At 55.1% G+C, this 24587-nt stretch carries 27 protein-coding genes; 1 reads left to right on the forward strand and 26 read right to left on the reverse strand.

The window, feature by feature from the left end; genetic code table 11:
* Positions 1 to 63: 63 nt before the first annotated feature.
* The 17 genes from DZC51_RS14685 to metG all read right to left on the reverse strand — a co-directional run bounded on the left by DZC51_RS14685 (position 64) and on the right by metG (position 16677).
* Complete coding sequence (locus DZC51_RS14685; RefSeq protein WP_008301240.1) at positions 64 to 291, reverse strand: anti-sigma-F factor Fin; 228 nt, start codon at positions 289 to 291, stop codon at positions 64 to 66.
* A 55-nt stretch (positions 292 to 346) separates the two neighbouring features.
* On the reverse strand, positions 347 to 910 hold the full coding sequence (gene pth, locus DZC51_RS14690) for an aminoacyl-tRNA hydrolase (protein ID WP_157297188.1): 564 nt from the start codon (positions 908 to 910) through the stop codon (positions 347 to 349).
* A 102-nt stretch (positions 911 to 1012) separates the two neighbouring features.
* Positions 1013 to 1669, reverse strand: a complete 657-nt coding sequence (locus DZC51_RS14695) for a 50S ribosomal protein L25/general stress protein Ctc (protein ID WP_157297190.1) — start codon at positions 1667 to 1669, stop codon at positions 1013 to 1015.
* A gap of 186 nt (positions 1670 to 1855) precedes the next feature.
* Positions 1856 to 2815 (reverse strand): ribose-phosphate diphosphokinase, encoded by a 960-nt coding sequence (locus tag DZC51_RS14700; protein ID WP_157297192.1) that lies wholly within the window; start codon positions 2813 to 2815, stop codon positions 1856 to 1858.
* Complete coding sequence (gene glmU / locus DZC51_RS14705) at positions 2812 to 4206, reverse strand: bifunctional UDP-N-acetylglucosamine diphosphorylase/glucosamine-1-phosphate N-acetyltransferase GlmU (protein ID WP_157297194.1); 1395 nt, start codon at positions 4204 to 4206, stop codon at positions 2812 to 2814. Before glmU ends, DZC51_RS14700 begins: the two co-directional genes overlap by 4 nt.
* Before the next feature lie 225 nt (positions 4207 to 4431).
* The gene (locus DZC51_RS14710) at positions 4432 to 6447 is read right to left on the reverse strand and encodes a penicillin-binding transpeptidase domain-containing protein (protein ID WP_157297196.1); all 2016 of its coding nucleotides are present in this window, start codon (positions 6445 to 6447) and stop codon (positions 4432 to 4434) included.
* Between the two features lie 108 nt (positions 6448 to 6555).
* Positions 6556 to 6840 carry a septation regulator SpoVG gene (spoVG, locus tag DZC51_RS14715; protein WP_157297198.1) on the reverse strand — a complete coding sequence of 95 codons (285 nt, stop codon included), beginning with the start codon at positions 6838 to 6840 and terminating at the stop codon, positions 6556 to 6558.
* 461 nt (positions 6841 to 7301) lie between these two features.
* Positions 7302 to 7676 carry a RidA family protein gene (locus tag DZC51_RS14720; RefSeq protein ID WP_157297200.1) on the reverse strand — a complete coding sequence of 125 codons (375 nt, stop codon included), beginning with the start codon at positions 7674 to 7676 and terminating at the stop codon, positions 7302 to 7304.
* A 1-nt stretch (position 7677) separates the two neighbouring features.
* A complete protein-coding gene (purR, locus tag DZC51_RS14725; RefSeq protein ID WP_157297201.1) occupies positions 7678 to 8508 on the reverse strand; it encodes a pur operon repressor in 831 nt (276 codons plus the stop codon).
* Between the two features lie 94 nt (positions 8509 to 8602).
* Complete coding sequence (ispE, locus tag DZC51_RS14730; RefSeq protein WP_157297202.1) at positions 8603 to 9475, reverse strand: 4-(cytidine 5'-diphospho)-2-C-methyl-D-erythritol kinase; 873 nt, start codon at positions 9473 to 9475, stop codon at positions 8603 to 8605.
* 122 nt (positions 9476 to 9597) lie between these two features.
* Entirely contained in the window at positions 9598 to 9777 is a 180-nt protein-coding gene (locus DZC51_RS14735) for a small, acid-soluble spore protein, alpha/beta type (RefSeq protein ID WP_063183946.1), read from the reverse strand.
* A 116-nt stretch (positions 9778 to 9893) separates the two neighbouring features.
* A complete protein-coding gene (veg, locus tag DZC51_RS14740; RefSeq protein WP_157297204.1) occupies positions 9894 to 10160 on the reverse strand; it encodes a biofilm formation stimulator Veg in 267 nt (88 codons plus the stop codon).
* 149 nt (positions 10161 to 10309) lie between these two features.
* Entirely contained in the window at positions 10310 to 11191 is an 882-nt protein-coding gene (rsmA, locus tag DZC51_RS14745) for a 16S rRNA (adenine(1518)-N(6)/adenine(1519)-N(6))-dimethyltransferase RsmA (protein WP_157297206.1), read from the reverse strand.
* Positions 11184 to 11765: a ribonuclease M5 gene (gene rnmV, locus DZC51_RS14750; RefSeq protein WP_370513701.1), complete on the reverse strand. Its 582-nt coding sequence runs from the start codon at positions 11763 to 11765 to the stop codon at positions 11184 to 11186. The genes rsmA and rnmV overlap by 8 nt, the downstream gene beginning before the upstream one ends.
* Positions 11766 to 12249: 484 nt before the next feature.
* A complete protein-coding gene (locus tag DZC51_RS14755) occupies positions 12250 to 13548 on the reverse strand; it encodes a resuscitation-promoting factor (protein ID WP_157297210.1) in 1299 nt (432 codons plus the stop codon).
* 117 nt (positions 13549 to 13665) lie between these two features.
* Positions 13666 to 14439: a TatD family hydrolase gene (locus DZC51_RS14760; protein WP_157297212.1), complete on the reverse strand. Its 774-nt coding sequence runs from the start codon at positions 14437 to 14439 to the stop codon at positions 13666 to 13668.
* Between the two features lie 261 nt (positions 14440 to 14700).
* Positions 14701 to 16677, reverse strand: a complete 1977-nt coding sequence (gene metG / locus DZC51_RS14765) for a methionine--tRNA ligase (RefSeq protein ID WP_157297214.1) — start codon at positions 16675 to 16677, stop codon at positions 14701 to 14703.
* A 320-nt stretch (positions 16678 to 16997) separates the two neighbouring features.
* On the opposite strand from metG, the gene DZC51_RS14770 reads away from it, so the two are divergent.
* Positions 16998 to 17288 (forward strand): transition state genes transcriptional regulator AbrB, encoded by a 291-nt coding sequence (locus DZC51_RS14770; protein ID WP_157297216.1) that lies wholly within the window; start codon positions 16998 to 17000, stop codon positions 17286 to 17288.
* Between the two features lie 206 nt (positions 17289 to 17494).
* On the opposite strand, the gene rsmI is transcribed toward DZC51_RS14770, so the two are convergent.
* The 9 genes from rsmI to DZC51_RS14815 all read right to left on the reverse strand — a co-directional run bounded on the left by rsmI (position 17495) and on the right by DZC51_RS14815 (position 24187).
* On the reverse strand, positions 17495 to 18376 hold the full coding sequence (rsmI, locus tag DZC51_RS14775; protein ID WP_157297218.1) for a 16S rRNA (cytidine(1402)-2'-O)-methyltransferase: 882 nt from the start codon (positions 18374 to 18376) through the stop codon (positions 17495 to 17497).
* The gene (locus DZC51_RS14780; RefSeq protein WP_157297220.1) at positions 18373 to 18651 is read right to left on the reverse strand and encodes a GIY-YIG nuclease family protein; all 279 of its coding nucleotides are present in this window, start codon (positions 18649 to 18651) and stop codon (positions 18373 to 18375) included. The genes rsmI and DZC51_RS14780 overlap by 4 nt, the downstream gene beginning before the upstream one ends.
* Complete coding sequence (locus DZC51_RS14785) at positions 18635 to 19387, reverse strand: tRNA1(Val) (adenine(37)-N6)-methyltransferase (protein ID WP_157297222.1); 753 nt, start codon at positions 19385 to 19387, stop codon at positions 18635 to 18637. The genes DZC51_RS14780 and DZC51_RS14785 overlap by 17 nt, the downstream gene beginning before the upstream one ends.
* Positions 19388 to 19476: 89 nt before the next feature.
* On the reverse strand, positions 19477 to 19839 hold the full coding sequence (yabA, locus tag DZC51_RS14790) for a DNA replication initiation control protein YabA (RefSeq protein WP_157297224.1): 363 nt from the start codon (positions 19837 to 19839) through the stop codon (positions 19477 to 19479).
* A 24-nt stretch (positions 19840 to 19863) separates the two neighbouring features.
* Entirely contained in the window at positions 19864 to 20670 is an 807-nt protein-coding gene (locus tag DZC51_RS14795) for a PSP1 domain-containing protein (RefSeq protein ID WP_157297226.1), read from the reverse strand.
* Complete coding sequence (holB, locus tag DZC51_RS14800) at positions 20660 to 21664, reverse strand: DNA polymerase III subunit delta' (protein WP_157297228.1); 1005 nt, start codon at positions 21662 to 21664, stop codon at positions 20660 to 20662. Before holB ends, DZC51_RS14795 begins: the two co-directional genes overlap by 11 nt.
* A 69-nt stretch (positions 21665 to 21733) precedes the next feature.
* A complete protein-coding gene (locus DZC51_RS14805) occupies positions 21734 to 22063 on the reverse strand; it encodes a cyclic-di-AMP receptor (RefSeq protein WP_008301272.1) in 330 nt (109 codons plus the stop codon).
* Positions 22064 to 22112: 49 nt separating this feature from the next.
* Complete coding sequence (gene tmk, locus DZC51_RS14810; RefSeq protein ID WP_157297229.1) at positions 22113 to 22745, reverse strand: dTMP kinase; 633 nt, start codon at positions 22743 to 22745, stop codon at positions 22113 to 22115.
* Entirely contained in the window at positions 22742 to 24187 is a 1446-nt protein-coding gene (locus DZC51_RS14815) for an aminotransferase class I/II-fold pyridoxal phosphate-dependent enzyme (RefSeq protein ID WP_157297231.1), read from the reverse strand. Before DZC51_RS14815 ends, tmk begins: the two co-directional genes overlap by 4 nt.
* Positions 24188 to 24587 lie beyond the last annotated feature (400 nt).

Genomic DNA, 24587 nt, shown 5'->3' on the forward strand with positions numbered 1-24587 from the left:
ATGGCGCCGGTTCCCGGACGCAGAAAAAGCCTTGGACACCAAGTGGGTGCCAAAGCAACGGCATCATTGCAGCCATTTCTGCAGGGAATAGTAGTCGGGGAACCGGTCAAGCGACTGTTCACAATCCTTACAGATGCACTGAACGGTCGCGTCCCCGTCTTCCCCTTCCAGGATGAATTCTTCCGCTTCCTCTTCACCGAGCCGGAGCAGCGTCCTCGCTTCATCAGCAGAGCCGAACGGCAGACGGCCGATCTCCGTTTCACAGTGGCGGCAACGGTAACGGATCGCCATGCATGCGCCCCCTTCCTTTCCCATCAGTATAGACAGGAGCGGCGGGGGCTATGCCTCACTTGGCATTGAATTCATTCATGACATCGATGAACGGGCTTTTAAGGGCAGCTTCGCATGCATCTGCCGCGCGTTCCGCGGCTTCCCTCATGACCGGTGTTTCTTCATCGGTGAACCTGCCGAGCACCCAATCCGTCACGGCCATCGGGACATCCGGCCGGCCGATGCCGATTCTGATGCGGTCAAAATCACGCGTTCCGATGTGCTGGATGATCGACTTCATGCCGTTGTGGCCGCCCGGGCTGCCCTTCTGTCGGAGCCGGAGCCTGCCCGGAGAGAGGTCGAGGTCATCATAGATGACGATCAGGTCATCTTCCGGCACGTCGAAATAGTCCATCATCGGGCGGACACATTCCCCCGAGAGGTTCATGTAAGTAAGCGGCTTGACAAGCAGCGCCTTGCCTTCGGGTCGGTGAACCGTCGCATACATGCCGTTGAATTTGGTTTGGTTGAGCGGGGCGTTCCATCGGTCCGCCAGCACATCGATGGCGTGGAATCCGATATTGTGGCGGGTCTGTTCGTACTGCCTGCCCGGATTGCCGAGCCCGACGATAAGTTTCATGGACATCTTCCTCTTGGCAATGATGCTTTCCATTTTACCATGATTCAGACAGGCGGGCAGTCAAAAAGGATTGCCCGCGGCCGGGCAATCCTTATACAGCTGTTATTCGGTTTCCTGAGGGGCTTCGTCGGTGCCGCCACCAGCCTCCGCACCAGGTGCGGCTTCCGGATCGGCAGCTCCGTCCGCATCGGCTTCCGCCTGCTCCGTGCGTGGCGCGGTGATCGTCACGAGCACTTTATCATCCTCATCAGTGACATCCACTCCCCACTTCGACTTTACATCACCGACCGTGAGGGAGTCTCCGACCGCCATTTCAGAAACATCGACTTCAAGCGCCTCCGGCATGTCGGAAGGCTTGGCCGAAATGTTGACCGTCCAGAAAGGCTGGCTGAGGACGCCGCCTTCTTTGACGCCCGGCGCCGTATCGTCCCCTATGAGGGAGATGTTCACTTCCGCCTCCATTTCGGTATTCATGTCGATGGCGAGGAAGTCGGCATGCTTGAACTCGTTCTTCATCACGTCCATCTGATAGTCATGGAGCACCGCATTGACTTTTTTGCCTTCAACCTCAAGCTGGAACACGGCGTTTCGGCCTTCGTCGCGGAGCGTCAGATACAAATCGTTCTCCCGGACCGCAACCGGCACACTTTCCAGTTCATAACCGTATACCACCGCCGGCACAAACCCGCCGCTCCGAAGTTCCGTCAGTTTGGAACGTCCGGATTTCTCCCGTTTTTCTGCTTTGATTGTAGTTGCCATCTGCAGTCACCATCCATATAGTTTTGTCGTCATGCATAGTGTTTACCCGAATAGTTTGATATTAAACATCCGAGATTGCGATGATGCATCCGGCCGGAGTGGCCAGGGGAAAGTTTTTCGCCGGAAGTGTGCCCATTTCCGGCGGAATAATGGAAAAGACCGCCCCTGGGGGCGGTCTTGAATAAATCAGTTAAACAGGGTGCTGACGGATTTGTTTTCGAAAACCCGGACGATGGCGTCGGCGAGGAGCGGCGCGACGGACAGTTCCTTGATTTTCTCCGACTGGCGATCTTCCGGAAGGTTGATCGAATTCGTGATGACGAGCTCTTTGATCTTCGAGTTGTCGATGCGCTCGATTGCAGGACCGGACAGCACCGGGTGCGTGCAGCACGCATACACTTCGGTGGCGCCGTTTTCCACGAGGGCATTTGCCGCAATCGTGATCGTGCCGGCAGTATCGATGATATCGTCGATCAGGATCGCTTTCTTGCCTTCGACGTTCCCGACAATGTTCATTACTTCCGCGACGTTCGGGCGCGGACGGCGCTTGTCGATGATCGCGATCGGCGCCTTGAGGCGGTCCGCCATCTTGCGGGCGCGCGTCACACCGCCGTGGTCTGGCGATACGATGACAAGCTCTTCGCCCGGGATGTTCTTTTCCTTGAAGTAATCGGAAAGGATCGGGACCGCGACCAGGTGGTCGATCGGAATGTCGAAGAAGCCCTGGATTTGCGGCGCGTGAAGATCAAGTGCGATGACGCGGTGCGCGCCGGCCGTCTCCAGCAGGTTCGCCACAAGCTTCGCGGTGATCGGCTCACGGGCGCGGGCTTTGCGGTCCTGGCGGGCATAGCCGTAATACGGCATGACCACGTTGATCGTGCGGGCGGAAGCACGCTTGAGCGCGTCGACCATGATGAGCAGTTCCATAAGATTCTCGTTGACCGGGGCAGACGTCGACTGGATGACAAAGACGTCGCAGCCGCGGATGCTCTCTTCAATATTGATCTGTACCTCGCCGTCGCTGAAGCGGTTGACCGAGCATGCGCCAAGCGGAACGCCGATATCCTCTGCGACTTCCTTGGCCAGGGGCTCGTTTGAATTCAGGGAGAAAATCTTCAGTTTATGGTCCGGATAATGGTTCGTCATTTTTTGGATTGCTCCTCCGATCGCTTTTTGTTCAATTTTTCAATATAACCTTCCTTATTCTCCTGCCTGGAGCGCGCGATTGCAAGGGCATTTTCAGGAACATTTTTTGTCACTGTCGATCCGGCGGCGACATAGGCGCCTTTCCCGACGGTGACCGGTGCGATCAGATTGGAGTTGCAGCCGACGAACGCGTCGTCTTCGACTGTGGTCCGGAACTTGTTGACCCCGTCGTAGTTGACGGTGATCGTGCCGCAGCCCATGTTGACTCGCTCTCCAATATCGGTGTCCCCGATGTAGCTGAGGTGGGAGACCTTGCTGCCTTCCCCGAGATTCGACTTTTTCACTTCGACGAAGTTGCCGACTTTCACACTGTTGCCCAGGTCGGATTCCGGGCGGATATGGGCGAAAGGCCCGACTGCCGTATCTTCTCCGATCTTGCTCGACATCACGACGGACTGGCGGATTGTCGTCCTGTCGCCGATCACGCTGTCCTTGATCTGGCTGCCGGGCCCGATCTGGCAATCCTCCCCGATAACCGTACGGCCTTCGATGACCGTGCCGGGCATGAGGACGGTGTCGCGGCCGATTTCGGCGTCCGCGCTGATGTACGTGTTGGCCGGGTCTTGGATCGTGACGCCGCCCCGCATGTGCTTCTCGGCGATCCGGCGGCGCATGACGCGCTCCGCCTCTGCCAGCACGACGCGGTCGTTGACGCCTAGTGTTTCTTCAAAATCATCTGTCGCATAGGCGGCGATCGTCTCTCCTTCCGACAGGAGGATGCCAAAGACATCCGGCAGATAGTATTCGCCCTGCGCGTTGTCGTTGCCGACTTTTTGGAGCGTTTCGAACAAAGTTTTATTGTCAAAGCAATACGTGCCGGTGTTGATCTCCCTCACCTGCTGTTCTTCCGGACTCGCATCTTTCTGTTCGACGCTGCGCAGGAAGTTTCCATTTTCGTCACGGATGATCCGCCCGTAACCTGTCGGGTCGTCCGCGAACGCGGTGAGAATCGTGGCTTTTGCTTTAGTTTCATTATGGTGGTCAATCAGCGCCTTCATCGTTTCCGGCGTGATCAGCGGCGTGTCTCCGCACACGACGATCGTAGTGCCGTCGAGGCCGCCTAGGTTCTGTTCCGCCTGAAGAACGGCATGGCCGGTTCCCAGCTGCTCTCCCTGCAGGACAAACTCGCTGCGTGCGCCGACTTCTTCCTCGACCTTCTCCGCACCGAATCCGACGATTGTGACAACACGGTCAGCGCCGACTCCCCGGACATTGTCGACAACATGGCTGACCATCGGCTTACCGCATACCGGGTGGAGCACTTTATAGAGCTTCGATTTCATGCGTGTTCCCTGGCCGGCTGCCAGGATTACGGCATATGTATTCGTCATCAGGCAGTTCCCCTAACTTTTTTTCTTGGATTTCCCTCTAACGATAGACGAAAACGGCCCGTTTTTCAAGAATTTACAGGGTAAAGGCTTGACATCCGGGTCATCGGACGTTCCTGCTCCGGCTTTCGGATGGGAAACCTGCGATTGTATTCATAAGACCAGGAAAGACATGGCCGCCTCAAAAATTCAGCCGCTCCCTTTGAGGGAGCGGCTGAATCATACAGTTTACCTTCCGGCAGCATAGCGGTGGACCTCAGCGGACATGCCCGCAACATAGTCGCTTCCGCCATTGTCTTCGATGCTTTCCACCATCATCGCCAGAATGAATGAAGGATTTTCGGCATGATAGGAAACGAAGTAGCCATTCTCCTTGCCCTGCTTTTCTCCGGCGGCCTTCAGTTCGGCGGTTCCTGTCTTGCCTGCAATCGGTACGTCCGCGAGATTTGCGGATTGGGCGTATCCGTCCAGGACGACGCTGCGGAGCGTGGCGCGGATCGTTTCCGCCTGTGCCGGGTCGAGCAGATCCTCTTTCCACACCTGCCCGTCTTCTTCGTCGAACAGCAATGTCGGCTTATGCATCGTGCCGCCTGTCAGAAACGGCTCATACATGGTCGCGAGGTGCAGGATGTTCGTCAGCATCTGGCCCTGTCCGAATGACGTATCGGCCAGCTGGCCCTCCGAGCCGATCGTCCCGTCATTGGAGATCTGCGAGGCCTTCAGCTCCATCGCCTCAAGCGGGACGGTCTCGCCGAAGCCGAATTGCTTCAGTCCTTCGGTGAACGTGTCCCTTCCCATCGCGAGGGCCTGCTGGGCGAAGTAAATGTTGTCCGAATAAACCATCGCGCGTTTCAGGTCGATCGGGTTCGGTGCTTCCGGATGCACGCGGGACACCCGGTACGAGCCCCAGGAAGCATCCTTCTGCCAGGTCTTCCCCTTTATCGTAAGCCCCGCCGCCGGATCAAGCGTACCGGCTTTTATGCCGATGGCCGCTGTGACCGGCTTCAGTGCCGATCCCGGCGCGTAGCTCTGGGCAAAGCGGTTGAACAGCGGCGTCTTTTCGTCTTCCTCGAGTTCGCGGTATCTGGTGCCGCTCATGCCGGCGATAAACTCGTTCGGATCATAGGCCGGGGAACTGACGAGGGCCAGCACCTCGCCGGTTTCAGGATCGACTGAAGCGGCCGTGCCCGGCTCTCCCTTCATCGCATCGTAGGCGACCTTCTGAAGTTCGGCATCGATGGTCAGCTTGACTGTCTCCCCGTCTTCCGGTGCGCGCTCGGCGACAGTCACCGGGTCCCGCCCCTCCGCTTTCTTGATGGTAATCTTCATGCCGTCCTGGCCCCGGAGCCGGTCCTCCAGCAGACTTTCCAGACCCCGCCGGCCGATCTGGTCGGTCTCCGAGTATCCCTTGTCCTTCAGCTTTTCCAGCTGTTCTGAGGAAATCGGGCCGATATAGCCGGTCAGGTGGGCCAGTGCCGTACCGTAAGGATACTCCCGCATGCCGATTTCCCTTGCCGCGATACCCGGAATCTCAAGAAGCTGTTCAAGCCGGCCGGTGTCACTCTTGGCGGTCTTTCCGACCGGCACGAAAAGATCCGGCTTGACCCATGCCGCATTCAGGCTGGTGTCGATCGCTTCCGGAGTGGTGCCGAGCAATTCGGCGATGTCCGGTTTCCTGGATTCATCCAGCTTTTCGGGAACAATCCCCACCTGATACCCGGTCCCGTTTTTTGCAATCGGTATGCCCGTCCTGTCGACAATCTCCCCCCGCTTCGCTTCGGTGCGGGAAATGCCGATTTCATCTCCCGGCTCAAGATCCGGGAAGATGTAGGAAGGGTCCCATTCGACGAACCAGTTTTTCTCCTTTTCCCGCTCTTCGTATAAGAGCCTGACCGGCTTGTCGAACTCGACCGGACCGGCAAGCGTCTCCATCTTCACGCTGATATTGAACTCGGCAGGCTGCTCCCTGTCCCACTTGGTATCCTCGCCGGGCTTTTCATAAGTGACCTCCAGGTTGTCAATCCCGAGGTCCTCCCCCAGCTTTTCCTGGCGCGCTGCAAACTCATCTTCCGGAAAAGTCTCTTTTGTTTTTGCGGTCAGATAGTTTTCATACATCTCTGCATAGTCGCCTTTGTTCCAATGGCTGACATACTCCGCCAGCCTTTCTTCGGGTGACGGCTTATCCATGCATCCCGCCAGGAAAACGATCAGGAGCACGGAAGTACCGAACAGTATTTTTTTCATGTTGACCCTCCCTCACGTCTTTCCAGTTTAACAATAAATTGAAAATGGTAACAGGCTCGGACACATGAAAAAACCGTCACCGGTAACGGAGACGGCTGAGCGGGCCGGTTATGCGCCGGCGCCTTCAAGTTGCGGTTCTTCCTTTGTCAGGTGATAGGCACCCAGCACGGCGTCCTGGATCATCTGACGCGTGTCCGAATTGATGGGGTGGGCCACATCTCGGAACTCGCCGTCCGGCGTCCGCTTGCTCGGCATGGCGACGAACAGTCCGTCATTGCCGTCGATGACCCGGATATCATGGACCACGAACGCCTCATCAATCGTGATGGAAGCAATGGCACGCATCCGGCCATCAGTCTCTACCCTACGAAGTCTCACATCAGTTACTTCCACATTTTCACCACCTTCGGCAACTTCTTGGTTGTCTATATTCAATATAAATGGTAAATTCCCTTCTTACGATACAAAATTTTTGAACTATTCAAAGATAGGTATTTTCATGCACCGGTTAAAGAGGCAGCCGAAAAGTGAAAAAGCTGATTTACGCTACGAGCACTCGCTGTCCGCGGGCTGTCCCCAAGCCTCCTCGGACTACGTCCTGCGGGGTCTCGGTTGGCCCGCTGTTCCCGCAAAAGTTTCGCGCCCTCCGCTTCAATCAGCCGCACGGCAAGCTTTTCAGTGGCCTCGCTTCGCTCTGTGGGGTCTTCGGCTAACGTTTGCCAGCAGCTGTCTCGGGCCTTTCACTTCAATCAGCTAATCTTGTAAGTTTGGAGTTGTCCCGATTAAAGCCGGGAGGTTCCGGCATGATAAAAACGGCAGCTCCGCATTGGGAGCTGCCGTTGGCTTTGAGTCTATTACTTTGCGAGTGCGACCGCTTCGATTTCAACAAGAACATCTTTTGGAAGTCGGGCGACTTCCACGCAGGAGCGTGCCGGTTTGTGGTCGCCGAAGTAGGATGCATAGATTTCGTTGATTGTGCCAAAATCATTCATATCCTTGATAAAGACGGTGGCTTTGATGACACGGTCAAGCGACGAGCCGCCTGCTTCCAGAACGGCCGATAGGTTCCTGAAAGCCTGGTGTGTCTGTTCTTCAACGCCACCTTCCACGAGGTTGCCTTCCGGTGTGAGCGGGATCTGGCCAGATGTATAGACGATGCCGCCTGTCACAATACCCTGCGAGTAAGGGCCGATTGCTGCCGGCGCCTTGTCTGTCTGGATCAAGTTCATATCAGTTTCCACCTTCCCTGAAATAGTTGCCTTCCACCAGTTCGATCGTCCGTTCTTTTTCATTGACCTCACGCAGTCTCAGGAGAGACACGTAGTCTTCCACGAGCCGCTCCTCCTGCACGTCCTCAGACTCGACGAGAACAGCAACGCCGGCAGGCTCACAGTCAAACTCGGCAAGAAGGTTCTTCATGCCGTTCATCGTGCCGCCGACCTTCATGAAGTCGTCGGTGAGAAGCACACGCTGGCCGCTCTGCATGCTGCGCTTGGAAAGGACCATCGTCTGGATGCGCCGGCTGGAACCGGAGACATAATTAATGCTGACCGTCGATCCCTCTGTCACTTTGCTGTCTCGCCGCACGACGACGACAGGAACATTCAGGTGTCTGGCAATCGCATGGGCGATCGGGATGCCTTTTGTCGCTACGGTCATAATGGCATCGATTTCAGAATCCTTATAACGGGCAGCGAACAGGCGGCCGATCCGGTCCATCAGCCCGGGATTACCGAGCAGATCCGTCATGAATAAGTACCCGCCCGGAAGCAGTCTGCCCGGGTCGCTGAGCGCATCCATGAAATCACGGATGATTTCATGTGCCTCTTTACTGCCGGCGTCCGGTATGTACTTCACGCCGCCTGCCGCACCCGGCACGGTGATGAGCCGGCCGGTCCCCTGCTCCTCGAACGTCCCCTTGACGATGGCGAGGTCCTCGCTGATCGATGACTTCGCCGCATCGTATGCGGAGGAAAAATGAGTGAGCGGGATGAGCGTATGCGGATGTGCAAGCAAATATTGGGTCATGTCGACGAGCCGTTCACTGCGCTTCCATTTCAAAATGTCCACCTCTGAGCTTATGTCTGAACCGGAACAGGCCGGCTTTTTACAGAATCCGAATAATTTACCTTCACATTAACATAAATATCCGGATTTAATCAAGCCGGGTGCTGTTCCGCCCGCCAAGCATGCGGACAGCGTGCACTTCCGGACAGAAGCCGTTCAGACCATTGACGATTCGGGCAACACGGGCCTCCTGCGAGACGAGACCAAAGACGGTCGGCCCGCTGCCGCTCATCAGTACCGCATCTGCGCCAAAGCGCTCCATGCCGTCCTTGAGCATGGCGACCTCCCGGTGCATCTCCATCGTCACTGGCTCCAGCACATTGCCGAGGTTGCGGCAGACTCCGCCGTAATCTCCGTCCCCGAGTGCCGCCTCCATCGCCCCGATGTCCGGGTGTTGGGCACGGGACAAGTCAAACTTCCCGTAGATGTCCGCTGTGGATACGCCGATGTCCGGCTTAGCCAGGATCACCCAACAATTCGGCGGTGCGGGCAGATGGCGGATCTTCTCTCCGCGCCCTGATGCAAACGCGGTCCCCCCGTATACACAGAACGGAACATCCGATCCGATCTCCGATCCGATCTCCGCCAGTTCGTCCAGTGACAGGCCGAGTTTCCAGAACCGGTTCAGCCCGCGAAGCGCCGCAGCGGCGTCGCTGCTCCCGCCTGCAAGTCCTGCGGCGACCGGGATTCGCTTGTCCAGTGTAAAAGTCACGCCATCCCGCATACCCATCCGCTTGCGGAGAAGGTCCGCAGCCTGATAGACCAGATTGCGCCGGTCATCCGGCACATAGCGGTCGGAGGACTTGATGACGATCTTTCCGCCCTTTGCGCCTTCGATGGTCAGCCTGTCATACAGGTCGACCGTTGTCATAATCATTTCGACCTCGTGGTAACCGTCCGGGCGCTTGCCTAGGACGTCGAGGGTCAGATTAATCTTCGCCGGTGCTTTTTCATGGATCATGAAGGCACCTCCCCAAAATTCAATGCCCCTATTTTACCATAGGCAGGGAGAATGAAAAAAGCAGACGGAAAAATTCCGTCTGCCCGGTGTCAGCCGTTTTTGGATTTCGGGTTACAGAAGCGTTACTTTCGGCCTTCGCCCATGTTCCGCTCCGCCATCTCGATCGCATGCTTCACCATGTTACCGGCGTCACGTGCTTTGATGCCTCCCCAACCTTCCTGCTGCACAACATCGTAAAATCCAAGTTCCTTCGCAATCTCTTCCTTCAGACGCTGGGACATTACTCCGCCGTTTCTAGCCATTCGGTTTTTCCTCCTCGATCGGCTGACACATGTAGTATGGCCCGAAATTAAAAAAGAACCCGGTCAAAACCTTCCAGAAAGGTTTTGACCAGGCAATAATGGGATAAATAATTGCATTACTTCACGACAAAATCCATTTTCTCTGAGCCGTTGATAAATGTCAGTTCCACGGCCTCCGTCAAAAGGTCCGTATAACTGTAGGAGACCCGCTCGAACGAATGCTCCTCCTGGTCGAGCTCAATGACAAATACGGCATGATACGTTTCCCGAAGGGTACCGGCACGCTCAATCGTCTTTTTGCGGCCACCATTCGCCTTTAGTTGCAAACGCTGACCTAAATGAGAATCAAGCGCCTTCTTGATATCAGCTAATGTTTTTGGCATTATCGCTTACACCTCACTGTATGTAAGGATAACACATTTAAAAGTTTCTGTCAATTAAATTTAAAATTTTATCAATGCGCTCTCTGTATGTCAATGTTTTTTCTTCTGCATTTTACTCTTTTAATGGATTTGAAAAATTTTTGTAACAATTATCCGCCGAATTTTGGGTGCAGCGCATCGGCAAGCCGGCCGAATTCTCCTAGCGTCAGTGTCTCACCGCGCCGTCCCGGATCAATGCCTGCTTCATCGAGCGCTTCCACAATTTCTGCTTTCCGCTCTTTGCCGTCCGGCAGAGACGACTGAAGGTTGTTCAAAATCGTTTTCCGGCGCTGGACGAACGATCCCCTCGTCACACGGAACAGGAAACCCTCGTCCCTGACTTCGACAGGCGGCGTGCTTCTGCGCTTCAGATGGACGACGGCCGACGCAACATTCGGCTGCGGCATAAAGACCGTCTTCGGCACCGTCATGACCGTCTGTGCTTCGGTGTAATACTCGATCGCGATCGACAGGGAGCCGTACTCCTTCGTGCCCGGCTTCGCACTGATCCGGTCCGCCACTTCCTTCTGCATCATGACGGTATAAGAATCGATCGGCAGCCTGTCTTCGAGCAGTTTCATGAGGATCGGGGTCGTGACATAATACGGAAGGTTCGCGACCACTGCGATATGTGAAAACCCCGCTAATTCCTCTGCGATCACGTCAGCCACGTCTGCCTCGAGGATGTCCTGATGGATGACCTTCACATTATCATACGGCGAGAGGGTGTCCTCAAGTACCGGCAGCAGACGCTGGTCGATTTCAAATGCCACGACCTTTCCGGAATTTCTGGCGAGATGCTCGGTGAGCGCGCCGATCCCCGGGCCGATCTCAATCGCACCCGACTTCTCCGTCAGGCCGGCGAACGAAACGATCTTGTGAAGGATATTCGGATCGATCAGAAAGTTCTGGCCGAGGCTCTTTTTAAATGAAAACCCGTACTTGTCGAGAATCTCTTTTGTCCGACCGGGTGTGGCGATGTCTCTATGCATGGATGTCTCCTTCTTCGTCTATGGCTTTGACCGCTGCAAGGAATTCCTCCCGGCTGATCCTGAACATGGCAAGGCGCTTGGCAAGCTGTTTGCCGTTCGTCTGTCCGATCTGGAGCAGGAGGCCTAGCCGCTCACGCCTGCGTCTGGCGTCCGGGTGGCCGACAAGCCGCAGGCTGACCAGCTCGGCATCGGTGACAGGCGGCTCCCCGCCGCCTTCCTGCACAGGCGTACGGACGGCTGCAAGCGCTGAGCGGATATCCTCATCCGCGGCATGCTCGATGCCGACTTTCCGGCCGTTTTCCGAGATGGACTGAGCCTTCGGAAGGAAAGCGTGCTTCACGCCCGGAACATGCTCCTCGATGATCGCGCGGATGCGCCTGCCAGGATAGTCCGGATCGGTGAAGACGATGACCCCACGCTTTTCCTGGGCATGGCGGATTTTCATGAGCGTCTCCTTGGAAACGGCGGAGCCGTTTGTTTCAATCGTGTCCGCCCCGGTTGCGCGCCAGACGGCGATCGTATCCGACTTGCCCTCCACGACGATGATTTCTTCGATAGTCACTGATGATCCCATTCTTTCGTTCATTTCCTCCAATTTTACCGGCATGCGGCCGGAATGTACAGAAAGCCGTTACCGTTGCGTATCCTTAGGGTCCCCAGGCACCTACTAACATAAGCACTGACAATCACCTCGGCTCGTTTGCCGATCAGCCCTATGACCTTCTGCCAACTCTTCATCAACCTTTGATCAGCCTTAAGTTAATCTAATATCACCCTGAACCATCCTGAATCAATCTGTTGGGACAACAGGGCCACTCAGAATCGTAAAGAGCAGTTGATTTCCGTTACGGGCGGACGCTTTCCGCGGGGAAGGCAACGCCCGCGGACTAGCGGACGCCGTCACGAAGAACGGCGTCTGTGGCCATAAGCGAAGCGTTGGCCGACAAGGGCCCATAGCGGAAATCCGGAGGATTTTTAAGAAAAGAAAAAACTGCAGACAAAGAAGCACTTTGTCTACAGACTAAATCCGCGGCACCCGGCCGCGGATCGGTTCATCTTCAGTTAAGGATCTTGATTTTCACCTTTTTGCGGCCGAAGCTGTAGGCCTGGTCTTTTGTCGGGACAAAGACATCGATCTTGTTGCCTTTGATCGCGCCGCCGGTGTCACCGGCAATGGCTGTGCCGTAGCCCTCAACCCAGACTTTAGAGCCAAGCGGAATGACGCTCGGGTCTACCGCGATGACTTTCGCACCCGGGTTGGCCTTCAGGTTGATGCCTGTTGCCGTAATTCCCGAGCAGCCGTTGCAGGATGCCGTATAGGCAGTTGCCGACACATAGAATTCCTTGCCGCCGGACGGTGCCTCATTGCGGGAAGCTGATGCTTGAACAACTTTCCCGGCTGGTTTTGATGCAACATTCTTTTCAGCAGGCTTTGATGCAGTAGCCTTGCCGGATGGTTTCGAGGCAACTGCTATTGCAGGTGCAGAGGCTTTCGTGCCGACTGCGACCACTTTGTCTACCGGCTTCTTGACCACTTTCTCGTTCTGGAGCTTGCGTTTGACTTCTTTGCCGTCTTCTTTGATGACTTCATACGTGCGTTCCACTTTTCCTGCTTCACCGTTCTGGACGACTTTTTCCTTGCCTTTCAGCAGGCTGTTGTCTTTCTTCGTCTGCACGGTGAAGTCCGTCGATTCTTCCACTACATCGGTGACCTTTTCTACCCGGACGACCTTGACGCTGGATTCCGGCTTGACGATTTCGTCCATGCCCTGCTCCACGCGGTCGTTCTCACCGAGCTTGATGCCCTGCTTGCTTAAAAAGTCAGCGACCGTAGTCGAAGTGGTCCAGACCTTGCTTTCCTGGCCCCCGTCGATCATGGCAACTTCATATGCTTTCTCAATATTGACGGTATCCGTATCACCGAGCTTGCTGCCGCGTGCCGGTGTGATGGCGTCATGTTCACCGAGCTTGATGCCGGCTTCCGCAAGAAGCGCATCGACGTCCTCTTTCGTGGACCAGACTTTGCTTTCTTCCCCGTCTAAGCTGATCGTAAGCTGTCTGGCTTTTTTCCACTCGATGGACGTACCGTCCCCGAGTTCCGCATCCTTGCCTGGCGAAAGATCATCATGTTCGCCCACTGCAATGCCCTGCTCATTCAGCAGTTCGCCGACTGTATCCGCATGGGTACGGTATTCCGTCTGCTCGCCGCCTTCGGAAAAGGTGACGTTCTTTTTGGTACCTTCGTAGACTGCGTATGTGATGACGCCCGCAAACAGTGCGATCGTCAGAATGGACATGATGATCTTCTTGCCTGTCGTAAATCTGGATTGCTTGTTTTCCTTGGAATTCGTAGACACTAAAAAACTCCTCCTTATCACCCGAGTGATTATAGCGGCCGGTTTTCCGGATTGTCAACCGAACCGGTTTTTTCCTGTGCCGCAGCACGGATGAAGTGTAGGTCGGATTTGACCTATCTATTCACGAATCTCAAAAATTTTCATTGCGTTTTCGGTAGTCTTGCGGGCTACTTCCTCGAAAGGAATTTCCTTGAGCAGAGCGATCTGCTCAGCGACGAGCCGAACGTAGGATGGCTCATTGCGCTTGCCCCGGTATGGATGAGGCGCAAGGTAAGGCGCATCGGTTTCAACAAGCAGATGATCCAGCGGAATTTCTTTTGCAACTTCTTTCGGCTGCCGGGCATTCTTGAATGTCACCGGCCCGCCAAGGGAGATCATGAAATTCATCTCCACACATTCTTTTGCCGTTTCCGGGCTGCCGCTGAAGCAGTGCATGATACCGCCCGTCTCTGCTGCATTTTCTTCTTTGAGGATGCGGACCACATCGCCTGTCGCGTCCCGGTTGTGAATGATGACCGGAAGCTTCAGCTTTTTCGCGAGCGCAATCTGCTTCCGGAAAAGTTCCTGCTGGACATCCTTCGGCGATTTGTCCCAATGATAGTCGAGGCCGGTCTCCCCGATGCCGACGACTCTCGGATGTTCGGCCGCGATTTCCTCAATCCAACGCAGGTCTTCCTCTGTGCAGTCGATTGCATCGACCGGATGCCAGCCGATCACCAGGTAAATGAACGGGTACGTTTCTGCAAGCTCGAGCGCACGAAGGATGGTCGGCCGGTCGAATCCGACAACCACCATCTTTTCGACGCCGGCATCGAGCGCACGGCGGATTACCTCATCGACGTCCTCCTCGTATTGGTCTGCATTCAAATGGACATGTGTGTCAATCAGCATGCGTTTCACTCTCCCAATGTATTGTTCAAGTCTATACATAAATCCTTTTTCAAATTTCACAGTTCTATTACATTTGGATTACAAATTAGATTTAGTTTAATTACAAGGCTCTATTTCAAGACTTCTAAATTTGTAAGGGAAGACATGGAAAAAGTCAAAGAAACCGAATTCCGGTTCCTATAAAACGGAAAACCGGAGGACAAAAGTCCTCCGGTTTTCTAGCGTTTCAAGTCATGAGGTATGTTGAAGGCCCGTCCGGAATCACCGGATTTGTGAGCCGTTCGGCAGTGCCGGGTCGACCGATGCAAGTTTAAGGACGCCGTCCTGCTCACCCGCAAGGATCATACCCTGTGACAGTTCGCCCCGCAGTTTTGCCGGTTTCAGGTTGGCAACGACAATCACTTTCTCGCCGACGAGCGATTCCGGCTCATAGAACTTCGCGATTCCCGAGACAACCTGGCGGGTCTCGTAGCCGAGATCCAGCTGAAGCTTCAGCAATTTGTCCGCCTTCGGCACTTTCTCACAGGCCGTCACCGTCGCCACCCGGAAATCGACTTTCGCAAAATCATCGATCGTGATCTCGGGGACGTCCGGCTTTTCCGGAGATTGCGGTTCGCTGTCTTCTCCGGCCGCTGCTTCTTCCGCCTGCGGCTGGACCGATTTCTGCATCTCGCCGCGGATGTAGGCAATCTCCACTTCCGGGTCGAGGCGCGGGAATACAGGCGTCCCTTTTTCGACAACTTTCGTGCCTTCTTTGATTGCACCGTCACCTAGCGTCTCCCAGGCGAGCGCTTCTTCGCCGAGTCCAAGCTGGCTGACGATCTGCTTCGGCGATTTTGTCATGAACGGCTGGAGAAGGACGGCAATTTCGTGCAGGCTCGCCACGAGATGGTGCATGACGGCATCCAGCTCGCCTTTTTTCTCTTCGTCCTTTGCGAGTACCCAAGGCTGGGTCTCGTCGATGTATTTATTCGTGCGGGATACAAGCGCCCAGATGTCGGAAAGTACGACGCTGAACTGCATATTTTCCATGCCCTGCTCGTATTTACGGACCGTCTCTTCCATCACCCGGCGAAGCGGTTCGTCGAACTCCGTCGAACTTTCCGGATGGACGGGGACGTTCCCGCCGCAGTATTTGTTGACCATGGATACCGTACGGTTGAGCAGGTTCCCGAGGTCATTCGCAAGGTCATAGTTCATGCGCTCAACGAATGCTTCAGGCGAGAAGACACCGTCCGATCCGAACGGCAGCTCACGAAGGAGGAAGTAGCGCGTTGCATCCAGGCCGTAGCGCTCAATCAGCATTTCCGGATAAACGACATTGCCTTTCGACTTCGACATTTTCCCGTCCTTCATCATGATAAATCCGTGCGCGAACACTTTCTTCGGCAACGGGAGGTCCAGCGCCATGAGGAAGATCGGCCAATAGATCGTATGGAAGCGGACGATGTCCTTTCCGACGACATGGACATCAGCCGGCCAGTACTTGCGGAACTGCGAGTCGTCTTCCGTTCCGTAGCCGAGCGATGTGATATAGTTCGACAGCGCATCGACCCATACGTAGATAACGTGCTTCGGATCTCCCGGCACGCGGATTCCCCAGTCGAATGATGTCCGGGAAATCGAGAGGTCCTCGAGACCCGGCTTGATGAAGTTGTTGATCATTTCATTTTTGCGGGATTCCGGCTGGATGAACCCGGGATTATCTTCATAGTACTGAAGCAGGCGGTCCGCATATTTCTTCATATTGAAGAAATATGATTCTTCCTTCACCTTATGGACCGGACGGCCACAGTCCGGGCATTTGCCGTCATCAAGCTGGGCTTCGGTAAAGTATGATTCACACGGTGTGCAGTACCACCCCTCGTACTCGCCCTTATAAATATCCCCATTGTCGAGAAACTGCTGGAAAATCTTCTCGACGCCTTCTTTATGCCGATCCTCTGTCGTACGGATGAAGTCATCATAGGAGATGTCCATCATATCCCAGAGTTTCTTCGCGCCTTCGGCAATGCCGTCGACATACTCCTGGGGATCCATGCCGGCTTCTTCTGCCTTCTGCTGGATTTTCTGTCCGTGTTCGTCCATTCCGGTCAGGAAGCGGACATCATATCCGCGGAGCCGCTTGTAGCGAGACATCGTGTCGGATGCCACTGTCGTATATGCGGTGCCGATGTGAAACTTGCCGCTCGGGTAATAAATCGGCGTCGTCAGGTAGAAAGTTTTCTGTTCACTCATGCCTAGGCCTCCATGAATATGCATTTCCCTTCATTTTACCGGATGACTGTCTTCACTTCAATGCAGGCAAGCTGGTAGAACAATTTCCAGTTAACATTATGCCCGCATTAACACTTTTTTGAGTGTGTTCTAACAAAACACTTTATTTATTGTCCGAAATGGTATAAATTTGACTTAGGCTGAAAAAATTATTGTTTTTCATAAAACTTTTCAGCATTGTAAATTGACGGTATTGGTATTAGTTGGTATGATGGCTTTAGTCAATTAGCTTGTCGAATCTTGACGAAAAATAAGATACAACTCGAAAGGGGCAATACTGGATGAAATCGACGGGTATTGTACGTAAAGTCGATGAACTTGGACGTGTAGTCATTCCGATCGAACTCCGCCGCACGCTCGGTATCAAGGAAAAAGACGCACTGGAGATTTATGTCGATGACGACAGGATCATCCTTAAAAAATACATGCCAAACATGACTTGCGCCATTACAGGCGACGTGTCCGATGACAACCTCCGCCTGATCGACGGGAAACTGATCCTCAGCGAAGAAGGCGCAAAAAAGCTTGTCGACGAGATCACAGATCGTCTCGGCCAGAAGCAGCACGTATAAAACTTTCAAGACCGCCCGGAACCATCCGGGCGGTTTTTCTGTTGTTACAGCCCATGTCTGGGGAGAGTTTCTTCATATTAAATAGGCATCTGACCGCAGCGAACATTTTTCAGTAATCCCTACGATATTCGACAAAGAAAAACATAAAAAACATCAGGCCATATATCATTCGGCCTGATGTTTCATTTTGTGTCCGTATCCGCGCATTATGCAAGATGATACGCCTGGTAAATATCCCGCTTCGGTTCTCCCCGTTCTTTTGCAACGATTTTGATGGCGTCCTTCGGCGGAACGCCCTCCCGCTCCATCACAGCCTCCACATGCGCCTTTTGCGTCAGGCCGTTCCACCATTCCGACTGTTCTTCGGCACGCTGGACCGATTCCGCATCGGCGCCTTCAACGATGATGCAGAACTCTCCCTTGAGATCAGCCGATTCTGCATAGGAGACCGCCTCCCGGGCGGTACCCCGCAGAATCTCCTCGAACTTCTTCGTCAGCTCACGGACAAGTGCAACCCGCCGCTCCGCTCCGAAAGCAGTCTCAAGATCACGGAGAGATTCCTTCAGCCTGTGGGGGGATTCGTAGAAGATTACCGTCTCCCCGCGCACGGCCATTTTCCCGAACAGTTCCCGCCTGTCATTTTTCTTTCTCGGCGGGAATCCGTGGAACAAAAACGGCTGTGCCGGAAGGCCAGAGGCGATCAGTGCAGACAGCGCCGCATTGGCTCCGGGCACCGGAACAACGGCATAGCCTTCCCCGATTGCCCGGGCGGCAATATCCGCTCCGGGATCCGAGATGCATGGCATTCCCGCATCGCTCACAAGGGCCACATCCTCCCCGCCGGCCAGCACCGTCAGGATCCGGTCTCCGCCTTCCCTCAGATTGTGCTCATGATAACTTAAGAGCGGTGTATGGATATCAAAATGGTTCAGAAGCTTTTTCGTATTGCGTGTATCCTCTGCCGCAATGACCGCAGCTTCCTTCAGAATCCGGATCGCCCGGAATGTGATGTCCTCCAGGTTGCCGATCGGCGTCCCGACAAGATAAAGCTTTCCGCCGGGGTCCTGTACGCTCCGCTGGGATTTCATGGACGCCCTCCTCCATTCCGTTTCATGTAGTCGATCTTTTCCGTCCGCCTGAGCTGCTTGAAGGCATACTCGGCCCGCATGGCTTCCTGCTTGGTCCCGAAAGGTTCATGGAAGATGCAGCGGACCGGACGCCGGGGTTTTGTATATTTCGCGCCTTTTCCTTCGTTATGCGCCTTTACACGGCGCTCCAGGTTGTTCGTGTAACCCGCATAGTACGTTCCGTCCGCGCACTCGAGCACGTAGAGGACATGCTCCCCTTCACGCGCCCGGTCCATACAGCATCTCCCGGATTTCCGGCGTATAGGTACCGTCATCCTCATAAACATAAAGCGGCGGCAGGATTTTCAGGTCCGGCTTGCCGTCCTTTGTTCCCTCGATGAGGAGCGTGTTGGCCTCCCTGCCCTTCTTCGGATAAACAAAGCGGATCCGCTTCGGTTCCAGGCGGTGCTGTCTCATGGAGGTGATGATGTCGAGCAGCCGGCCCGGCCGGTGGACAAATGCCGCCTTGCCGCCCTGCTTCAGGAGGGCGCTTGCGTTGCCGACAGCCTGGTCCAGCGTCAGGTGCAGTTCATGCCGGGCAATGGCGACTTCCTCCAGCATGTTGCGGTCACTCAGCTCATTTGCCGGGAAGTAAGGCGGGTTGCACGTTACAGTATCATGCTTTTCATGACCGAGGATATCCGCAATTCCCTTTACGTCCCCTGTGAAAATGCGGATTTGTTCCTCCAGGCCGTTTAGTGCAACGCTCCGTTGTGCCATGTCCGACAGCCTCGGCTGGAGCTCGACCCCGGTGATCGGTGCATTCGACCGTGCGCTCAGGAACAGCGGAATCGCCCCATTTCCTGTGCACAGGTCAATGATGCTGCCCGATTTGCGGATCGGCACGTAAGCGAACTTCGCCAGCAGCACCGCATCCAGGGAAAACGAAAAGACCTGCGGGCTTTGGATGATTTTCAGTCCTTCCGCGAGCAGATCATCCAGCCGTTCATCTTCGTTCAGTTCTATTTTCATTCCTTTGTCCTCCGTGAAACAGTTTCTGGGCCGCAATACATCCGCAGCCAAAAGAAAAGACCGCATTCCGCCTGTAGCGGAACCGGTCTTCATCCATTCTGCTTGTTCAAGAATGAGAGGCAGAACAGGCAGTCCTCGCCCTTCCGCGAACTTCCAAAGTGGACGTTGCAGACGTGGAACCCTTCATTATAAAGGCGGGCGAGGTTGTCGTGTCCCTCCCCGATCTCCGCCGATTTCGGCTGATGTTTTTTCCCGGGCTTCCGGCCTTTGTCCTCCAGCTGCTTTTCAATCTCTTCCAGGCGGTTGCGGAGATGATGGTTTTCGATCTGAAGTGCATGATTCTCCTCCATCATCTGCGCGACCGACTCCTTCAGTTCAGCAAACTGGCGGTTGGCCGATTCAAGGTGTTGCCCGAATTCCATGACCTTGTCCAAGAAGTTCCGGTCCATCAATGCTCACACCCCATATTGATTGCGTCAAACCGATTGCAAGATTTCGTCCAGCGAATAATCGATCACTTTCTTCTCAAAGGACAGCTCCACCTGCAGCATGCGCTCGAGCAGGTTAAGCCCGACGACTCTGCCTGCACCATCCGGCGTGGTGATGCGGGTGCCGACATCCGGCATGAGGCGCTTCGCTTCCTCGTATTCGTCGTTTTCGTACTTCAGGCAGCACATCAGCCGTCCGCAGAGCCCCGAGATTTTGGACGGGTTCAGCGACAGGTTCTGATCCTTTGCCATCTTGATCGAGACCGGCTCGAAGTCCCCGAGGAACGTCGAGCAGCAGAGCATACGCCCGCATGGCCCGATGCCGCCCAGCATCTTTGCCTCATCACGTACGCCGATCTGGCGCAGTTCGATCCTCGTGCGGAAAACCGACGCGAGATCCTTGACGAGATTTCTGAAGTCGACACGGCCGTCCGCCGTGAAATAGAAGATGATCTTGTTTCGGTCGAATGTATACTCGACGTCGACCAGCTTCATCTCCAATCCGTGATCCTCGATCTTCCCGGCCGCGATGTCGAATGTCCGTTTTGCCTCTTCCTCGTTCTCGCGGACGGAGGCACGGTCCTGTTCCGTTGCGGGACGGACGATCATCTTGAGCGGCAGGACGATATCATCGCCGCTCATCTGACGGGGCGGAATGACGACTTTGCCGTATTCGACGCCGCGCGCAGTCTCGACAATGACGTATTCGCCTTTATCCAGGCTGTATTCGCCCGGATCGAAATAATATATTTTACCCGCTTTTTTAAAGCGGACGCCTACTACATTATAGAGCATGTTGACCCTCCTGCATGTTGAGCACCAGTTGTTCCATAAGAAGCGTGCGGTTCATATTGCTTTGGAGGTTACGCTTTGCCTTCAGGATGGCCTCAAGAATCGAAGCGAGCCGGCCGAAGGTCAGCCGGAGTGCCATCTCTTCCCATCTGGGCCGGTTGTCCGGATAGGCAAGCGGTGTGGAGAGTCCCGCCTTCACCGCGGAAATGTCGCGATAGGCGAACAGGAGCAGATCCAGCCCCAGTTCAGTCTCGTCCTTCTCCTTGAAGAGCGGACCCCAGTCCGTCTGAATGAACAGCAGGGCTTCCTGGATACTTTTGTCCGATGCTTCCACCAATTTTATCACTGTCTTACGGGCCTGTCCAAACTGCTCGTCCTCCGAAAGCGCCAGTGCTTCTTCCGGATCCGCCGTTATCATCGTGACGGTTGACGCCATCGAGCGGGTCACTCCGCCTTCCGAGACCAATTGCTCCAACACCGCCTCTCTCGGCGGCGGCTGAAGATGAATCTCCTGGCACCGGGACCGGATCGTCGGAAGGATGGCCGACGCACGGTCTGTAAGCAGGATTGCGGTCACTACCCCTTCAGGTTCCTCGAGGAACTTCAGCAGTGTGTTGGCAGCGGCGATATTCATCCGGTCCGCCTGATGGAGAATGTAGATTTTGCGGCCTTCCTCGAGGCCTGTCTTGTTCAGCTTATAGATCAGGTCCGAAATCTGCCCTTTTTTGATGTCCTGTCCATCCGGACGGATCTGTGTGACGTTCGGATGATTGTCCTGGCGGATTCTCCTGCAGTTGCGGCATTCGCCGCAAGGCATGCCGTCTGCGGGATCTAGGCAGAGAAGCAGCTGGGTGAAAAAGCGGGCCAGCAGTTCTTTTCCGGCACCCTTCACGCCATCGAACAGGTAAGCATGGGCGACTCGTCCGGAAGCCGCGGATCCCCCAAGCAGCGAGGCCGCTTTCGGCTGCCGCTTCATGATGCTGTTATCGGTGTCCATCGGCGTCCGTCCCCCTGTTAGAAAAATCCCGTGTCCGAAAATCTCACGGGCACGGGTGGTCATCTTGAATCAGAAATGATGGAACTGCTCGATCGGCAGTACGAAAACTGTAGCGCCGCCGACTTCGACTTCGACGGGATATGGAATGTAAGAATCCGCATTCCCGCCCATCGGAGATACGGGTGCGACCATCTGGTCACGGGAGCGGCAGTTCTCACGGATGATGCCAAGCAGTTTCGGCACCAGCGGATCATCTGTCCCGATCAGAAAAGTCGTGTTGCCCGAGCGCAGGAAACCACCGGTACTGGCCAGCTTCGTGGCACGGAAATCATTCTTTGTCAGAGCGGCGGATAAACGGTTGCTGTCTTGGTCTTGTACGACCGCTACAACCAATTTCATGTGGATCAGCTCCTCGCCAGCTTTTATATAAGTATAGCACAAACAGCGTTTACTTCATGCGACTTTTTATGGCGTCCCAGGCAACTTCGGCTGTTCCCTCAAGACTTCCGGTCGCATCGATCAGGACGACACGATCCGGCTCACTTTCCGCAATCCTCAAGTATTCGTCACGCACTTTTCTGTGGAAATCGAGTCCTTCCGCGTCAAGGCGGTTCACTTCATGGCCTCTCCCCTCACTGATGCGCCGGATACCGACTTCTGCAGGCACATCAAGAAGGATGGTGAGGTCCGGCATCGTGCTCCCGATTGCAAAACGGTTGATTGTGCGAACCTCCTCGGTGCCGATCCCCCGGGCCGCTCCCTGGTAGGCGATCGAGCTGTCGATGAACCGGTCGCAGAGGACCACTTTGCCTGCCTTCAGGGCAGGGACGATTTTTTCGACCAGGTGCTGACGGCGCGCCGCCGCATAAAGAAGCGCTTCGGTCCGTGCTTCCATTTCCGTATGGTCATTATCAAGGATGATTTCCCGGATCTTCTCGGATATCCGGATGCCGCCCGGCTCGCGCGTCCTGAGATAATCAGTGCCCGACTCTTCCAGACGGTGTGCCAGGATGTCGAGGACAGACGTTTTTCCTGCGCCGTCCGGACCTTCCAGCGTGATGAACAAGCCGTTTCTCTTCATATATAATATGCCTCCGGTGATTGTCGTGAGACCAGAATTTGTTGTACGTCCAGCCGGTGTGTTCCCTGGAACGCCGTACCGGCTGTGAGATGTTGATGCAGGCTCCTGATTTTCTCGCCGGTGATCGGTTCTCCGGGAAGGAGCAGCGGAATGCCCGGCGGATATGGAATGACAGATGCTGCAGAAAGGCGCCCCTCCGCTTCGCGGTAGTTGATCCACTCGGACGATGCTTCGGGCCGGACTTCCGGCGGCCCATCAGCCGCAGTGATGGCCGGCTTTGTGGCCGGTTCCGGCGGCTGTCCGGTTTTCCTGCCGGGTCCGAGCGTTTCTGCAGCTTTTCGGGCAGCGGAAAGCACTTCCTGCAGGCTGATCTGTCCGTCCTTCAGGAGAGGCAGGACGAGCAGTGCCTGGTATGGATCCGAAAGTTCGGTGTGCACGCCAACACGGGCCAGCGCTTCTGAAAGGTCATTTCCAGAGTGGCCGTCCGCACGGAGCAGAAGCTTAAGCGGATCATCCGGCTGAATCACCGATAGGCCGTCCAGGGCGTCCAGCCCTGCAATCAATTCTTTCCTGAAGGAAAGGAATGTCTGCAGGTCCTTTTCCGAGTAGTTGGCGATATAATGACGCGCATCGTCAAGTGATGCCATCAGCGGATAAGACGGGCTGCTGGATTGGAGCATGCCCAGATAATAACTGATACGCTGTGAATCCAGCAATGAGCCTTGCGCCACATGAAGAAACGAGGCCATTGTCATCGCGGGGAGCGTCTTATGTGCCGACTGGACGACCACGTCAGCCCCCTGGAAAAGTGATGACTCGGGAAACGGCGCGCCGATACCGAAATGCGCTCCATGCGCCTCATCTACAAGTAGCGGTATCCCCGCGCCATGACAGACATCTGCGATCTCACGCATATGCGGGGATACCCTGCCGTAATAGGTCGGGTTGGTCAAGATGACTGCTTTTGCCTCAGGATACATCCCGATTGCTTCCCGCACCAGCTCCGTTTCCGTATGGCCGGGTGACCGGGTGTTTGCATCCCATACCGGATCCACGTAAACCGGACGGGCTCCGGCCAGTACCAGACCATGAAAAATCGACTTGTGCGCATTGCGTTGCACAATGATTCTGTCGCCGGGACGGCAGACCGCAAGAATCATCGCCAGATTACCGGCAGTTGAACCATTGACGAGGAAAAAGCTCCGATGTGCTCCGTAAGCGTCCGCCAGAAGTTCCTGGGCCTCCCGGATCGGACCGTCCGGTGCATGGAGGTCATCCAGCCCCGGCAGTTCTGTCACATCCCAGGACATCATGCCCTGAACGGCGTCCGGCAATCCTGTCAGGTTTCCGTTTTTATGGCCGGGCACATGAAATGAGACCGGACCGCCTTCTGCGAAGCGCTCCAGCATTTGCACCACCGGCCGCCGTGATTGACTGCCCATTGCAAAAACCCCTTTAACCGTTCGAGAGTAGAATCGTTGCTGACAGGTTCATTATAACATGCATAGGAAACATGGACGGGCTGGCCCGGCAGGACTGATTACACGGTTGCCAGGCCGGCCCGCGTTAAAGTTCATCGCGTAGCGCTAATATTAGCGCTCACTCAATATGAATCCGCATTGTGAGAGGGGGAATATGAAGGTATAAGCGCTCATAGATTTCCATGAGCGCTTATTGCCGTTCTATGAGCGCTTGTGTATATTCTAAGAGCGCTTGCAGGTCTTCTACGAGCGCTCGCCGAGTTTCTATGAGCACTTCTGTGAATAGTCCTTCGGACTATTTACGCACAAAAAAACCGCCTCCATAAGGAGACGGCCTTGTGCCCAGCGACGTCCTACTCTT

This window comes from Bhargavaea sp. CC-171006, assembly GCF_009761675.1.
GTDB lineage: Bacteria > Bacillota > Bacilli > Bacillales_A > Planococcaceae > Bhargavaea > Bhargavaea changchunensis.